This is a genomic window from Paenibacillus sp. P36 (assembly GCF_045866505.1).
GTDB lineage: Bacteria > Bacillota > Bacilli > Paenibacillales > NBRC-103111 > Paenibacillus_E > Paenibacillus_E chondroitinus.
Window position 1 is genome coordinate 4,526,673 of the sequence record NZ_AP038372.1, and the last position, 15,314, is coordinate 4,541,986.

A 15,314-nucleotide genomic window follows, 5' to 3' on the forward strand; every position below is an offset into this window, starting at 1 on the left:
CAGGAAGAAGTGCAGGTTGTATTTAATTTGTGTACTCATTACCCAGAATTAAGAATACGCTGGATGTCCATGTAAAAGCCCGATCACGCAAGCCTTGTCCCGTAATCGCGTCAAAATTCTCGGCCATTCCGCTGCGATCCAACATGCGGCAGAATCGTTGCGCCACTTCTTCTGCCAGTTCACGATCACCCGCTGCAGCTGCTCCTTCTACGAGCAGCATCGTGGACGGCGCCCAGATCGGACCACGCCAATAGCCGTCCGGATGATAGAAAGGGCTTTTCACGCTTTCTGTCGCCCAGCCATTGCGGGTTAAGAAACGGTCTTCCTCCCGTAACCCCTTCAGCAAAGCTGTGCGAATTGGCTCAGGCAGACGTTTGCCCAGAAGAATGGGAACAAACAAGAGAAGGCTGTCCCCTTCTGATAATTCGTGCGTGCCGGAACGGCAGGCGGTGAAGCGGTCATCCTTCCAGAAATGACGAATCATCTTATCAAGTGTGCCCTCTGCAAGTTGTCGCCATTCTTTTGCGTCCTCTGCATGTCCGAGCAGACTCGCAATCTCCGCGAGCAGTTCTGCTTGAAGAACAAGAAAGGCTGCTAAATCCGGGCTTTCTACTGGAATGCCATTATTGAAAGCTGTGCTGTTGTCCCAGCCAGAGTCATTCCCGTGATTGTACTGCGGAATGCCGTCTCCATCGCCGTCGCGATAGCGGAACCACCATTTCGTCCATTTGGAAAGTGGTTCATAGACCTCACGAAGCTGCGCTTCCTTAATATAATCCGTTCTGGCCATCATCCAAGATAGCGTCCAACCGTGTATCGGCGGCTTGTTGCAGTTCCACAGTTCATATTTATTATTGATAAAATCCGGGAGCAAACCGCTCTCATCCTGGCGGTCAAAGAAAATCATGAATTGATCCCATGCCAGCTTCGGATCATGGCGAACAAGCGCCATTGCGTTGAAACAGTGGTCCCAGCTCCAAATATTCGTCATCCAGTTCTTCGACATATACATCGCCGGCCTGGTTAGACACCCCTCTGCCGGAACGATGCAAGACCAAGTAATGTAAGCCGCAAGTTCCCGGCTTTCATTCCAGCGCTCAGGCAGAGGTAGAGAGCGATCCAACCATTGGCTAAACTCTTCTTTTACTTGCTTTACGGCGTCATCGAAGGGCTTCCAAACCATGCGCGGCTCCCACACAGTGCGGAATTCCTCAACAGCAAACTCGGCAATGCCCGATTTTCTGTCAGGCATGAAGTCTGCGATGACGTAGGAGCTTTTGATTTTGTCCCATGGCACTTCCATCTTCAAATCGCCTACTAACGCTGTCAGCATGAACCTGCATTCATGCGTGAAACTGTTTACTTCCCAGCTGCCGGAAGCTGCTTGATACGCGTAATCGTAGGCAGCCGTGCGGAAAGTTAAGCGAATTCCACAGCCATTCGAGCGAATCCGAAATGTTTGGCGATCGGAGATACAGATCTCAGCGGTTAAGCCGGTTGTCGATTTAAGCCGAATAAGTTCGGGGCAAGCTACAGCCTCGAATGATACGGGTTGGCCGCTTTCATCCAGCATATCGATATGAAATGCCTCGCCGAATTTATCGTCGCCTCCACGAACGGTGCGCAGATACAGGCCTTGTTGTCTATCTTGGGCTTCAGGCAGAATCGAAATCGCTAGAAAGGATTCTCTCCGGCTGAAAGGTACAACGTTCAGGTCAAAGTTCATGTTCAATTCTCCTTTGCGGAAAGCAGTATGCGCTTTCATTGTACCGAATGGAGAACTGACGGGAAAACCGACAGTTGTTTGTAATGGATAGGTCATTTGTTGCCTGCTGAGACTTGCAAGAGTTCAAGGTGGCATTTTGTTCGGTCTGATTAGTCCTATTGTTCGAATTAACTATGCCAGCTGTTCAAATTGGCTGTTATAGAGTTCGGCGTAGACTCCACCTTTCGACAACAAATCCTCATGATTGCCGCTTTCGATGATGTCGCCGCCTTTCATGACCAGAATCAGATCGGAGTTTTTGATGGTCGAAAGCCTATGAGCGATCACGAATGAGGTTCTACCTTCCGTTAATTTTTCCATTGCTGTTTGCACGATGCGTTCGGTTCGGGTATCTACTGAGCTGGTTGCTTCGTCCAAAATGAGCAGCGGAGCATTTTGAATCATAGCGCGCGCAATGGTAATAAGCTGCTTTTGCCCTTCAGACAGACTTGCTTTGTCATTAAAAACGGTATTGTATGTATCTGGTAAAGCTTTAATGAAATGGTGTAAGCCTACGGTCTTACAGGCATTGACGACTTGCTCATCCGTAACGCCTTCCTTGCTGTAAACGATATTTTCTTTGATTGTGCCTTCAAACAGCCAAGAATCCTGCAATACAATACCAAATTGCTGATGGACATTTTCCCTCGTCACCTGATCAGTCGGCGTGCCATCCAGCAGGATTTCACCGCCGTCCAACTCATAAAACCGCATGAGCAAATTGATGATCGTGGTCTTCCCTGCGCCAGTCGGGCCGACAATAGCTACCTTTTGCCCTGCCTTTATCTGAATCGAGAAATCATGGATAATTATTTTTTCAGGCTCATACCCAAATTTAACGTTCTTAAACTCAACATTGCCTTTCACGTTTTGCAAGGTTTTTACCTTTTGGCTCTCGTCAGTAAGCTCTTGCTCGTCCAAAAATTCAAAGACACGCTCTCCTGCCGCTGCTGTCCGTTGCAGGTTGTTCATTGCCTGTGCCATCTGTGAAAGCGGCTGTGTAAAGAGGCGGATATACAACATGAATGCGACAATGACGCCAAAAGAAATGCTTCCATTCATCGCTAAAACTGCGCCTACTACGCAAACGGCTACATACCCGATATTTCCGATGAAGCCCATCAGCGGCATCATCAAGCCCGATAAAAACTGCGACTTCCATGCGCTTTGGTACAGATCTCCATTAAATTTTTCAAAGGTTTTCTTTGCCTCTATGCCGCCGTTATAAACCTTCACAACATGGTGTCCAGAGTAAATTTCCTCAATGTGTCCGTTGATGCTTCCGAGCCCCGCTTGCTGAGCGATAAAGAATTTTTGTGATATTTTTGCGATGATCATCATCAAAGCAAAACCTATTAGACTGGAACCTACAGCGGTCAAGGCCAGAATCCAACTGTTATAAAACATCATAATAAGCGAGCCAACAAACATCGCAATTGCGGTCACCAACTGTCCGATGCTCTGGTTCATGGTTTGCCCAATGGCATCAACATCGTTTGTGACGCGGCTGAGGATATCGCCATTGCTCGTCCTATCGAAATATTTGAGGGGCAAGCGGTTGATTTTTTGAGAAATGTCAGTCCGCATTGATTTTGATATTCTTTGTGTTACGGTCGCCATGATATAACTCTGCGCAAAACTCAGGATCGTTGAGCCTGCATAGAAAAACACAAGAAGCCAGGCAATGTTTACAACCGCGGGTATGTCAATACTGCCCTGCACCGTCTCACCTTTGATCATGGCCGGAAGCCCTTTGGCAATCTCGTTCGTCATGTCCTTGATTTTGTTGGGTCCAATAATCTGCAGCACAGTACCGGCGGCAGCCATTACAAGTGCAATCAGGATAGCTGGAAGATAAGACTTGCAATATCGAATCAATTTTATCCAAGTCGCTTTGAAATTTTTCGATTTCTCAACCGGAGCCCCCATCCTGCCTTGGCCTCCCATACCGCCGGGGCCCCCCATTGCTGCGGGTCTTTTGTGTGTGTTTTCACTCATGATACAAGCTCCTCCTCACTAAGTTGAGACATGGCAATTTCCTTGTAAACCTCGCAAGTCGTGAGTAGCTCTTTATGCGTCCCTTTCCCGACCACTTTACCATCGTCGAGTACAATAATCTGGTCAGCGTCCATAATGGTACCGATACGCTGCGCGACAATCATGCTTGTAACTCCTGCCGTTTCTTTCTTTAGTGCGCTACGCAGCACGCGGTCTGTTTTGTAATCCAGTGCGGAGAAACTATCGTCAAAGATATATATTTCCGGGTTTCTACTGACGGCGCGGGCAATAGATAACCTTTGTTTCTGCCCTCCTGACAAGTTCGTACCGCCTTGTGAAATGGCCGCATCATATTGCCCCTCCATCGCTTCAATAAAATCCGTACCCTGAGCAATGGAAATAGCTTTTTTTATTTGATCCGCCGTAGTGGTATCTTTTCCATTTTCACCGTAACCCACATTTGAACTGACCGTGCCTCTGAACAGCACCGCCTTTTGCGGAACATAACCTATTTTATTGTATAACGCTTCTTCGACATACTCCTTTACATTCACACCGTCAATGAGCACCTCGCCCTCCGTGGCGTCAAAAAAGCGTGGAACCAGATTGACGAGCGTGGATTTGCCGCTGCCAGTTGAACCGATAAAGGCCACGGTTTCACCTTGCTTTACGGAGAAACTGACATTATGTAAAACATAATCCGCTGCTCCAGGATATTTAAAACTAACATTTCTGAACTCGACCTCACCGATCACCCCTGGCTTTCCTTCGGTTTGCGAACCTTCGGCAATGATCGGCCGTGTATCTAGCACTTCATTAATACGCTTAGCTGACACGGCTGCTCTCGGCAGCAGGACAAACATCATGGCCAACATCATAAATGACATCACGACCTGCATGGCGTAGGATGAAAATACAACCATATTGGAAAATATGGTCAACTTATCAGCCACTTGTGCGGAATCAATTAGATACGCGCCAATCCAATAAATTGAAAGAGATAAGCCGCTCATAATCATGCTCATCACTGGCAGCATAAAAGCCAAACCACGAGTCGTGAAGAGTTGAGTCTCCGTCAATTCCACATTTGCTTTTTCAAACTTTGCCTCTTGGTAATCATCAGCATTATAGGCGCGAACAACACGAATTCCAGTGAGGTTTTCTCGGGTAACCTTGTTCATATTATCTGTAAAGGTCTGCATTTTTCGGAATTTCGGTAATACAAAAATCATAATAAACGCGATGACAATAACCAGAATCAACACCGCGCATCCGGTTGCCAGTGACCATTCATAACCCTTGCCAGCGATTTTTGTAACCGCCCATACCGCCATAATAGGTGCTTTAATAATTAGTTGTAATCCCATAGTTACAAGCAATTGAATTTGCGTGATATCGTTTGTAGAACGTGTGATTAAGCTGGAGGTAGAAAATCGATTGATTTCTTCCATAGAAAAAGAATCTACCTTGTTGAACAGCAAAGTACGTAGCTGCCGTGAGAACGACGCCGCGATAAGGGAGGCAAAGAATCCTACAATGACGGCAGACAGCAAACTACCAAGCGCGCAGAGCAGCATATACGCTCCATGAATCCAGATGTTGCTCATTTCGCTGCCTGGTGTCTGTACCAGCCGGGTAATCTCAGACATATAATCCGGCAACTTCAAGTCGAGATAAACCTGTGCGACGATAAACACGAGGCTGATCACGACTTGAATCCATTCTTTTAGTCTTAGTTTGCTAAAGATTCTTAACATGAGTAAAGCAATCCCCCCGCTGTATATAATGAAGTACTCAGCATTTGTCTTTGTTTCAATTGCGGTATGGTTCCGTTTTCTGGCAATAACCCATATTATGTTGCAGCCATCGTAGAATTATTCCAATCAGCTATGTGCATGCATGCTTCTCAAAAGTAGATATTTGGAGGTTTTATCTGCAATTGGAGCATAAAAAAAACCGCCATTACGGCGGATATAGTTCGGATTATCATGTACCTAGTCTAAGTTCAAAAAAATACTGTACAATTGGATGTTTTAACTTCATCTTCTCGGTCATGTTCATTATTCGCTTTTTTCCAACTCTTCGGTCAACTAAAGCTAAAATATTCAATAAGATATCGTTGCTTTCTAAGCTTTCCTCTATAGAACTGGATAAAAATTTATTCGCAATAACGTTAAAATTTGATTTACTTAAAGTTGACTGTGCTGACAACAAATCTTTTGCAAATTCCGATATTTTTCTACTTCTTGCTATAACTTTTAAACGATCCTCCGGAACATTCCCTTTGGTTTCTTTTCTGATCGCTTCGATTTCATCATGGCTGATAGGAATCTGGATATTTGAATCATTTTTAATCTCCAATTCCGTCTGATACCATTTGATTAACGTATCACTCATGTTGAGTACGTTTTTTTTATCAACTGCAATATAACAAAGCCCTGCTTTATCCGGTAAATAGCGGTAGCTGGTTGAAAGGTATTCGACCCTTCCGTGCAACGCAGGACTGAGAAAACTCTCCAGTTGTTGTTTCAATTTACTCCAGGCCATTTCATCCTCCTAAAAATACAAAACACTAGTTAAATCTCAAATAAATCTCAAAGCAGCTAAACGCTCTTCCAAAATCACACGCAGTTCATCAGGAATCCGCACATACTCGACCCCTTTACCCAAAAACAAAAGCCAATCCGCATAATACGCAAGCGACTCGCTATCAGCCACATCCAATTGAACATTGAAAATCCCGCTCGACTGGAACATCCCGGTTAAGGACAAAATGATCCCAGGCGGGTGCATACGCTTATAGCGCTGAATGCCAATGTTATCAAGTTTCACAACAAGATTGGCTTCGCGGGCACGAAGCCGTTTCTTGTCCAAAATCTCTTGTTCAGTCCACTTCATCTCCTGCTTAGAAATGGCCGAGTCCCGCAGCATCTCAACAGGCAAATAACGAAACTCATCCGTATCAAAATCATAAACCTCAACCAACCACGTAGCGTTCGAATTAAATATATGTAACAAAAAAACGTCCAGCAACTGCGGCCAGCCCAGATTCAGTTCATAAGTCACGCGTAAATGTTTATCTTGCACAGCAAGCGAAATCAATTGGTTTAGTTCCGGAGGCGCTGCATCATCAAGCTCCAAAAGATTCGGATTGGCAGGATTCGTATTTTCGAAAAGTAAGATATTATTGAGCTCGATCAGCTCATCTTGCTGAGTTTGCGACGCGATGCCGATCAGTTTTTCAGTGATTGAACGACGATTGTGGAGATAAGGCAGCTGCGAATTTTTTGAGGCGATAAAGCTGATAAAAATCGCTTTCAGCTCTTCCGGTGTGAAGCGGGCGGCGGGCAGATACTGATTTTGCAGCACAAAGTATCCGCCACCGCGACCAAGCTCGGAGGTCAACGGAAACCCCATCGCCTGTATCTCGTTGATGTCGCGGATCGCCGTCGCGCGGGAAATCTTGAACTCTTGCTGAATCTCAGCAATTGTAAAGTGCGCGCGGTTATTGATGTAACGCATGATCAGGTTCACTCGTTCTGTTTTCTTCATGATTGTATTATATCAAAAATGTAGCATTAAATGTCAGCACTAACGTATTAACATTTTCGGATCCAATTAAAAGTATCATTTTTTGATACATTTGACCAATAGAATCAGTCTTGTAAACAATAACCCCCTCAAAGGAGAGAATAAAAATGACTAACTACTCGATTAAAACGATCTCAGAAAACTACAAAATGACTGCTTTCGGTGTTACATTTGATGACTACAACGACTGGGCAGGAAATGCAGCAAAAACTGCAGCGAAAAAAGCTGAAATCACGGAAAACGGCAAGCTTGCTGAACTTCTCGCACTCGCTGATGGGCAAGAATATCAAATCAATTACAACCTCGATCGCAAGCCTTGGCGCGGATTTGGTGTCATGGGTGAGTTCAACGTGGAAGGTGCAGTTGTTCTCGATTTCCTCGCTGGCGATTACCTTGTCGTGCCAGGAACAGGTGCTGACAAAGACCGACTTGCTGACGAAATCACAGGCAAAGTTTTTGGCGGCTTGCTCCAGGAAATCACAGAATACAAATACGTTGGCCCTGGTAACTCAACATTCGTTAAAGCAAATGAGACAGGTGAATTCTACGGCGAAATGTGGCTTCGTGTAATGAAAGTTGAAAAATAATCCTTGTCAAATCTTTCAAAATCACTACAATGGAGCCTGACCTACCAAAAATTATACTGGATAAAAGGAGCATTCACATGGCAGAATACACACTTGAACACAAAAAATCATTCACATTGACCGCTTATGGTTTTTCAATCCAGTCGAATTTTCAAGATATGCCGGCTATGCAAAAGGAAAAAACCGAGTTTTGGGACAAACTCAAGGCTGATGGGCGTTTTACTAAGCTCAAAGACGCTGCAAAAGATGATCGCGAATGGTCTGTCAATGAGGTGTATCAAGGAAAACCGTGGAATTATTTCGCGGTAGAAGCTGGCAAATCCGTGACTGACGCAACGCGCATCATCGAGTTTCCAGAGAGTGAGTACATCGTGGTCGCAGGAAATGGCGAAAAGGAATCTTTATTTGATCAGCTGACTTACCGTGCATTTGGCGAAGTCTTGTCCCAAATCACGGATTATGCTTACATCGGTGGTCCAAATGCAACTTATCGCAAAGATAACCGTGACGGCACTTTTTACGGCGAATTTTGGGTACCTGTCGTTAAAAAATAATCAGCATGACAAAGGCAGCCATTTTGGCTGCCTTTTGCGCTGTATTCAACTAATCTGTAACGGCCCCTTTGGCAGCAGATGAAACTAATCTGGCGTATTTACTGAGAACACCTCGACTAAATTTAAATGCCGGCTGAACCCATTCGCGCTCGCGTTTTGCTAACTCTTCTTCTGAAACTTCAAAAGAAATTTCTTGCGTTTCACTATCGATAGTTATGATATCACCTTCTTGCAGAAGTGCAATGGGTCCGCCAACCTGCGCTTCTGGCGCAACATGACCTACTACAAATCCATGTGAGCCGCCTGAAAATCTGCCATCCGTAATGAGTGCAACTTCCCCACCAAACCCTTTCCCGACAATTAAAGCGGTAACGGAAAGCATCTCTGGCATACCGGGTCCACCCTTCGGCCCGCAATACCGTATAACCAACACATCACCCTTATGGATCTGGTTTTGCATAATAGCTTCAGTAGCCTCAGCCTCGCTATCATATACGCGTGCAGGACCAGTAAAACGAGATTTTTTCATTCCTGACATTTTCGCAATTGCGCCTTCCGGCGCCAAATTCCCCTTAAGAACGACCAACGGTCCACTAGTCTTTAAAGGATTATGTAACGGTCGAATAATATTTTGATTTTCATGCAAAGGTGCTGACGCTGCCAGATTCTCTGCTAACGTTTTACCGGTAATTGTCATACAATCACCATGTAGAAGGCCTTGTTCAAGAAGAAGTTTCATCACGCCAGGTACACCCCCAACATCACTTAAGTCCTGCATGACATACTTTCCACTCGGCTTAAGATCTGCGATGTGCGGCACTTTTACGCGAATACGTTCGAAATCATCATAGGTCAACTCCACTTGTACGGAGTGCGCAATCGCAATGAGGTGCAAGAACGCATTCGTAGAGCCACCGAGTGCCATTACAAGCGTTATCGCATTCTCAAAAGCTTTCTTTGTCATAATATCACGGGGATAAATCCCCTTCTCAAGTAGTTCGAGTACTTGCTCTCCGGCTTTTTCGCATTCCAACGCTTTATGAGATGATACCGCTGAGGTGGAAGATGAGCCTGGAAGACTCATCCCTAATGCTTCTGCCGCAGATGCCATTGTGTTAGCTGTATACATGCCTCCGCAAGCACCAGCCCCAGGACAAGCGTTGCACTCTACTTTGTGAAGCTCTTCATCCGTCATTTTTCCATCATGATATAATCCTACTGCTTCAAAAGCACTGACTATATCTACGTCTTTCCCATCTAACTTTCCAGGTTGAATGGTTCCCCCATACACATAAACCGCAGGCAAATTCAGTCGGCCAATGGCCATTAAACATGCTGGTGTATTTTTATCGCATCCGCCTATAGCAACAAGCGCATCGAAGCGCTCAGCGCTCGTAACAATCTCAATAGAGTCTGCTATAGCTTCACGGCTTGGTAAGGAATATAACATCCCGTCATGCCCCATCGAAATTCCGTCTGAAACCGTGATGGTGTTAAAAATCAGAGGAGCGCCGCCATGAAGCTGAACTCCCTTTTTCGCTGCAAGCGCTAATGAATCAATGTGCATATTACATGGGGTTACTTCACTCCACGTACTGGCTACCCCAATCATCGGCTTCTTGAAATCATCGTCTTTAAAACCTACAGCCCTAAGCATAGCGCGATTAGGAACACGATTGACTCCTTCACTGATAACTTTGCTTCGAATTCTTAAATCTTTTTGATCAGACATCCTCATCAATCCTTTCAATAGTCGATTAGGGCATACAGTTCATGCATAGGTCTTATTAAGTTTTGTTTCATATGTGCGGCAGCTGTTTCAGCATCTTTCTGCTCCAAAGCTAAAATGATAGACGCATGTTCTTCCACTGAGGCAAGTGTTCCCGTGATTGGTTGTTTAAGAAAAACATACTTAAATCTTCTAATATGGATTTGTAATGATGCACTGAATGACGCGATATATCCATTATCCCCTACATCAACAATTAAATTATGAAACTGCTCATCAAGTTCCATAGCTTGGTAAGTCTGTCCACTGTGAATGGCTTGGGCGAATTGCTGATTTATTTCTTTTAAAACCTCAATCTGTTCAAGAGTAATTAGCTTCGCTGCATATTCGGCAGCCAAAGAATAGAGCGCAGCGAGTGTTGGATAAAGCTTAAGAATATCATCTTTTTCTATATTCGTTACTCTTGTCTCTTTGCCAGGAAACAGCGAGACAAGACCTTGCATTTCCAAAAGCTGAAAAGCCTCCCTGATTGGAGTTCTGCTAACGGCTAAAGATTCTGCAAGTTCAGCATCAATTAATTTCTCGCCAGGCACGAGTGTCCCCTCAATGATCCATCTCTGGATTTGAGTTAAAGCACGTTCTTTCGCTGATATTCGGTTAGGGGAAGAAAAATTGTGGGGTATTGGCATGAGAATCTCCTTATAAATACTATATGTATATGCAATATATCGCATTTCGCGGTTGGATGCAATGAGATTATTATTTTCCAGAAGGAACGGGAGAAAACGATCCACCAGTTTCTTCAACCCGTCTCCTTGCTGGATAAACGTATATTTATGTCTTACTTAGCACTGCTCAGAAGGTTCATGCTGAACAAAGTTCAAATGTTTCATTCGGTTAATGACAGATAAAACTTCATGAAATCTTGGTAATTCAAGCCATCTTTCGAAACCAGGGAAAAAGGTAGAAAATACAATATCCACTCCTTCTCTTTCCATATCATGGAGGGCTTTATTAATCTTTTCATGAAGAAGGATGAGATGATCCTGATTACTTACAGCGAGTTTTCGAATTAAAAAAGCGATAGCTGCCAGCTGGGCTTGTGAGGTGATATTGTAAAGTCCTCTGATATCAATTTGTTCCTCACCTATCATGAGGTAACCCATGGGTGAAACCATCAGCTTTTCTGTTCCACTCCCCTGTGGATAGCTCGAAAAGTGATCGGTGGTTATTTTTCTCTCTATATCCCAATTTGTAGGGGTAATTCGTTCGCGAGGTTTTTCGTGTTTACATAAATTTTTTGCTTCCTGAGTGACGTTTTTTGGCACAAAATTGTCCATCAGAATAATTTGATCGGCAACGGATAGAAACTCACCGCTACCTCCAATCACAAGAACGGAAGATACGTGAGCAACCTCATAAAGCTCTCTGACTCGTTCTGTAAAAGGGGTAATGGGTTCAGACTTGATTAATAAACGCATCTTGTTGTCTTGAATCATAAAATTCGTCGCACTTCTGTCTTCATCTATTAGAAGAAGCTTGCAGCCGACATTAATTGCTTCCATAATATTTGCGGCTTGCGAGGTTGAACCTGAGGCGTAGTCCGTCGAAAACTGTTCAGCCGAACCATTGGGTACCCATTTTATAAAGGGGGTAATATTGATGTTTTTTATGGAACGGCCTTCTTCAGCAGATATTTCCATGGCACTTTGATCTGTAATTACCAATTCTCGCCCATCCCCTGAGATGTGATTGTAAATCGCCGAATTCAGCGCATCCAGCAAAGTACTTTTACCCGAATAACCGCCACCGGTGATGACCGTAACACCTTGCTTTATACCCATTCCTCGCACACCACAGATTTCAATTTCAAGATCTTTCGGGGATGTAAAAGGCAACGCACCTTCCAATGGGCCGCTGTTTTCTTTATTTCTTGGCAGCATGCTGCCATTCCCTATAAACGCACAATAAGGACTGGTTTTCAGCCATTCGCGAATCCTATTTTGTTTTTCGGCCAATGTATAGGCAGCCTTCAACTTAGTGAGATCCCAATTGCCAATAAACGACTCCACTTCTTTTGGGAGCATTTTGCAGAGCATACGCATAGCCTTATCATGATTCTGGAATGGAAGTTGAACGGTAATCATCAAGCATAGATACCATTTTTCCGAGATGACTTCGACAAAAGATGCATTACGCTGCAACACCACATTGGTTGGACGAAAACAATAAAAAGCGCCATTTTCTTTATCCGAACGTGACCGGTTATAGATCAATTTATTTAATGCCTCGATATGATTAATCCAACCTCTTAATGCAAAATCGGAGAGAACAACTTGATCTCTATTTTCATCTAGGCCGAGACGGTCAAAAGGTATTTTTATGGTGATACAAGGTTTATCGAGTGTGAGTTTATGTGTCCGTTCAATGCAGTAAGCAACATCATCATTCCAATAAGTTGGGTCAGAAATCATCCCCCCTTGATCATAGTAGGAACCTTCATAAATCAGATTGTAAGATGACTGTCCGGATTGTAAGGAGCGAAAATATTGAGCGAGTCTTTTAATAAAACATCTTCCTTTCGTATAACGACCACTTCTGCCTAAAAATAAAAGCCCTGAGAGTAAATCCTACCCTCAGAGCCAAATGATTTACTTTTACAATAACAAAATCATAGCATTATGATCATCTACATTATAGGGAAAGTTTTATTATAATGAACTGAAACCTAGGACCGCGCCTCGCCAGCAGCGTCTACACCAACTGCGCCAGCTCGTTATCGTCTAGCGCGCTGTTGAACACCGCTAGCCCGCCGAGGCAGCCGGCGAAGAAGTTGCCCATGGTGCCGGAGCGGTACACGGCGCCAACGGTAAAGTCGGCGCCGGCAGCGCCGCCATCGTACAATCCCTCCGGATACGCGTAGGGATTATAGGTCTCGCGTACGTCCAAGCGGCCGTCCAGGTATGTGCGCGCATAGGCGCCGTCGTAGGTGAAAGCCACGGTGTGCCATTCGTCCTTTGTAACCGGCGTAGCGCCGATGGCCGTGGTCATGCACCACGGATGGCCCGGCGTCGGCCCGCCGGTGGAAGAGACGTGGCCGCACACCTGTTCGGCGCTGTCCCAGATTCCGAGATCGAGGAACAAGCAATACTGCCGCTTCTTCTCGGTTTCATTCCACATGCCGGCGATAGCTTGGCACTCACGGTTGTCCCGCTGCTCTCGTTTGACCCAAGCAATGATTGTCAGAGCTGCGTCTTTTCCATGAAAATCGAGCGCAGGACACGCCTCTCTCGGCAGATTGAACCACTGCCCGAAGTTCAGCTTCGCGGAATAAGAACCGAATACGCCTTCCCCCACTCGCTCAATCGGCCCTTCTTGTTCTTCCAGCGCATAACCGAATGGCCCTTGAGCCTGCCGCAGCTCCCCCGCCGCCTCCTGGAAATCCCAGAAGGCGACAAGCGACGGATGCTGTGTAAGTACATTTTTCACTTGTTGTTTGTTCATGACAACCTCCATCACGTTTGAGGCGTTATTTCTTCTTCGTGTACCACTCATTCATCGCATCGATAGCCGCTTTGCCGCCTTTGGCATTAAACTCCTGAACGAATTTATCGAACTCGCCGAGATCACGTTTGCCCATAATAAATTTCAGGGCATTCTCTTCCGTAAAATTTCGCAGCTCTGTAAATTTCGTATCGTACGCATCAACAGCTGGCGCATAAGAAGTTTCCTCGCGGTTTTGCTTGAATTTCAGCAGCGGCTCGTAATACGGCAGGAACCCTTTCGCTTTCAAACGGGCGTTGAAGCTCGCGTCGGTATCACCAAAGAAATAGAGCGTCCGCCATGCGATATTGTTACTCTGCTCCAGCGTCTGCACAGGTTCGCCGTTTTCGACCTTGTAATCTTCGCCTTCAAGGCCGTAGGTCAAAAATTTGTCCGTATCGCCGCTCAAAATGTAGTTGATGTACGCTGCAGCGCCTTCCTTATTTTTCGCCTGCTTCGGAATGACAATATAGCTGCCAGGAATGCCTTCCTCTTGGAAGCCTGATTGCCCGTTTTTGCCGGTAACCGGAGGAATGTATTGAAGCGTACCGCCAGTTTTCTTATCGGCGATGGACTTGTCAATAGTATAGGCATCCGCCCAATACAGTGTTCCGAAAGCTGCGGTGCCGTTGATCATTTTATCTTTAATATCTTTATTAATGGCAAATTCCTGATCAATCAGCCCTTCCGTGTACCACTTTCTCATTTCGACGAGAAATTCCTTATACTCCGGCTGCACCCAAGAGAAGGCCAGCTTGCCGTCTCTCACCACAGTTGCGTTGCCTACACCGTACGCTGCCGCATATGGAAGGAATGAACCCATGAACGAACCGGGATTGCCGCCGGTAGCGGTGAGCGGAGCGATGTTTTTCTTCTCTTTAATCGTTTTCAGCGTCGAATACATGTCATCCATGGTTACAGGATCTTTCAGGCCGAGCTCCTTCAGAATGTCAGAGCGCTCAAGCATGCCATTGCCGACTTTTTGCGCTACACGGCTTGGAATGCCGTAGATTTTGCCATCGAAGCGGGCTGCATCTGTAAGCTCCTGGTTCAGGTAAGATGACATATTCGGGATATACTTTTTAATCAGATCGTCCAGGGGTTCGAAAGCACCTTGCTGGGCCAGCTTGAAATAATTCGACTTGCCGCTGACCCAAAGAATATCGGGCACATCGCCAGAGGCCAGGATGATCGACACCTTTTGATCAGAATTATCTTTCGGCAGCGATTCATACTTGACGTTGAAACCGGATTTCTCTTTCAAAACGTTAACAAGCTTATTGTTGTTGATGTTGTCGTTGCCTTTGAACTGCTCCATCGACGCGTGGTATGATCGCATGACCGTTACGTCTTTGTTCTTCACGCTGCCGGTACCGGTCGACGTGTTCGAAGCTGGTGACGCGCTTGCGCCGCCGCTATCATTACCGCCGCATCCAGCCGCAACCCCGGCCAACAGGATCGTTGATAATCCAAGGAATGCCATTTTCTTCATACTCATGAATATATACCCTCCCTTTTTCATCTCGTGCTTATGTTAATCCTCGCTA

12 protein-coding genes are annotated in these 15,314 nt (G+C 45.4%); 2 read left to right on the forward strand and 10 right to left on the reverse strand.

Annotation, left to right across the window (positions count from 1 at the left end):
* Positions 1–22 precede the first annotated feature (22 nt).
* From ACKTT9_RS20325 to ACKTT9_RS20345, 5 genes are all read right to left on the reverse strand, one after another.
* Positions 23–1,726: an amylo-alpha-1,6-glucosidase gene (locus ACKTT9_RS20325; RefSeq protein WP_407873085.1), complete on the reverse strand. Its 1,704-nt coding sequence runs from the start codon at positions 1,724–1,726 to the stop codon at positions 23–25.
* A gap of 171 nt (positions 1,727–1,897) precedes the next feature.
* The gene (locus tag ACKTT9_RS20330; RefSeq protein ID WP_407867332.1) at positions 1,898–3,763 is read right to left on the reverse strand and encodes an ABC transporter ATP-binding protein; all 1,866 of its coding nucleotides are present in this window, start codon (positions 3,761–3,763) and stop codon (positions 1,898–1,900) included.
* Complete coding sequence (locus ACKTT9_RS20335) at positions 3,760–5,520, reverse strand: ABC transporter ATP-binding protein (RefSeq protein ID WP_407867333.1); 1,761 nt, start codon at positions 5,518–5,520, stop codon at positions 3,760–3,762. Before ACKTT9_RS20335 ends, ACKTT9_RS20330 begins: the two co-directional genes overlap by 4 nt.
* Before the next feature lie 229 nt (positions 5,521–5,749).
* Positions 5,750–6,310 carry a hypothetical protein gene (locus ACKTT9_RS20340; RefSeq protein ID WP_407867334.1) on the reverse strand — a complete coding sequence of 187 codons (561 nt, stop codon included), beginning with the start codon at positions 6,308–6,310 and terminating at the stop codon, positions 5,750–5,752.
* A gap of 36 nt (positions 6,311–6,346) precedes the next feature.
* Positions 6,347–7,315, reverse strand: coding sequence for a helix-turn-helix transcriptional regulator (locus ACKTT9_RS20345; protein WP_407867335.1), 969 nt, complete (start codon positions 7,313–7,315; stop codon positions 6,347–6,349).
* A gap of 146 nt (positions 7,316–7,461) precedes the next feature.
* On the opposite strand from ACKTT9_RS20345, the gene ACKTT9_RS20350 reads away from it, so the two are divergent.
* Positions 7,462–7,941 carry a hypothetical protein gene (locus ACKTT9_RS20350; RefSeq protein ID WP_407867336.1) on the forward strand — a complete coding sequence of 160 codons (480 nt, stop codon included), beginning with the start codon at positions 7,462–7,464 and terminating at the stop codon, positions 7,939–7,941.
* A gap of 77 nt (positions 7,942–8,018) precedes the next feature.
* Entirely contained in the window at positions 8,019–8,495 is a 477-nt protein-coding gene (locus ACKTT9_RS20355; RefSeq protein ID WP_157320383.1) for a GyrI-like domain-containing protein, read from the forward strand.
* Positions 8,496–8,544: 49 nt separating this feature from the next.
* Here ACKTT9_RS20355 and ilvD read toward each other — a convergent pair whose 3' ends face one another.
* From ilvD to ACKTT9_RS20380, 5 genes are all read right to left on the reverse strand, one after another.
* The gene (ilvD, locus tag ACKTT9_RS20360; RefSeq protein ID WP_407867337.1) at positions 8,545–10,227 is read right to left on the reverse strand and encodes a dihydroxy-acid dehydratase; all 1,683 of its coding nucleotides are present in this window, start codon (positions 10,225–10,227) and stop codon (positions 8,545–8,547) included.
* Positions 10,228–10,241: 14 nt separating this feature from the next.
* On the reverse strand, positions 10,242–10,913 hold the full coding sequence (locus ACKTT9_RS20365; RefSeq protein ID WP_407873086.1) for a GntR family transcriptional regulator: 672 nt from the start codon (positions 10,911–10,913) through the stop codon (positions 10,242–10,244).
* Positions 10,914–11,069: 156 nt separating this feature from the next.
* Complete coding sequence (locus ACKTT9_RS20370; RefSeq protein ID WP_407867338.1) at positions 11,070–12,698, reverse strand: P-loop domain-containing protein; 1,629 nt, start codon at positions 12,696–12,698, stop codon at positions 11,070–11,072.
* A 280-nt stretch (positions 12,699–12,978) separates the two neighbouring features.
* Positions 12,979–13,728, reverse strand: a complete 750-nt coding sequence (locus tag ACKTT9_RS20375) for a LamG-like jellyroll fold domain-containing protein (RefSeq protein WP_407867339.1) — start codon at positions 13,726–13,728, stop codon at positions 12,979–12,981.
* 25 nt (positions 13,729–13,753) lie between these two features.
* Positions 13,754–15,265, reverse strand: coding sequence for an extracellular solute-binding protein (locus ACKTT9_RS20380; RefSeq protein WP_407867340.1), 1,512 nt, complete (start codon positions 15,263–15,265; stop codon positions 13,754–13,756).
* Between the last annotated feature and the right edge of the window lie 49 nt (positions 15,266–15,314).

Excerpts from the sequence above, each read along its gene's own strand:
- ACKTT9_RS20345 (WP_407867335.1), bottom strand. The coding sequence starts at position 7,315 with ATGAAGAAAACAGAACGAGTGAACCTGATCATGCGTTACATCAATAAC.
- ACKTT9_RS20350 (WP_407867336.1), top strand. The coding sequence starts at position 7,462 with ATGACTAACTACTCGATTAAAACGATCTCAGAAAACTACAAAATGACT.
- ACKTT9_RS20330 (WP_407867332.1), bottom strand. The coding sequence starts at position 3,763 with ATGAGTGAAAACACACACAAAAGACCCGCAGCAATGGGGGGCCCCGGC.
- ilvD (WP_407867337.1), bottom strand. The coding sequence starts at position 10,227 with ATGTCTGATCAAAAAGATTTAAGAATTCGAAGCAAAGTTATCAGTGAA.
- ACKTT9_RS20365 (WP_407873086.1), bottom strand. The coding sequence starts at position 10,913 with ATGCCAATACCCCACAATTTTTCTTCCCCTAACCGAATATCAGCGAAA.
- ACKTT9_RS20375 (WP_407867339.1), bottom strand. The coding sequence starts at position 13,728 with ATGAACAAACAACAAGTGAAAAATGTACTTACACAGCATCCGTCGCTT.
- ACKTT9_RS20325 (WP_407873085.1), bottom strand. The coding sequence starts at position 1,726 with ATGAACTTTGACCTGAACGTTGTACCTTTCAGCCGGAGAGAATCCTTT.
- ACKTT9_RS20380 (WP_407867340.1), bottom strand. The coding sequence starts at position 15,265 with ATGAGTATGAAGAAAATGGCATTCCTTGGATTATCAACGATCCTGTTG.
- ACKTT9_RS20370 (WP_407867338.1), bottom strand. The coding sequence starts at position 12,698 with ATGATTTCTGACCCAACTTATTGGAATGATGATGTTGCTTACTGCATT.
- ACKTT9_RS20335 (WP_407867333.1), bottom strand. The coding sequence starts at position 5,520 with ATGTTAAGAATCTTTAGCAAACTAAGACTAAAAGAATGGATTCAAGTC.
- ACKTT9_RS20340 (WP_407867334.1), bottom strand. The coding sequence starts at position 6,310 with ATGGCCTGGAGTAAATTGAAACAACAACTGGAGAGTTTTCTCAGTCCT.
- ACKTT9_RS20355 (WP_157320383.1), top strand. The coding sequence starts at position 8,019 with ATGGCAGAATACACACTTGAACACAAAAAATCATTCACATTGACCGCT.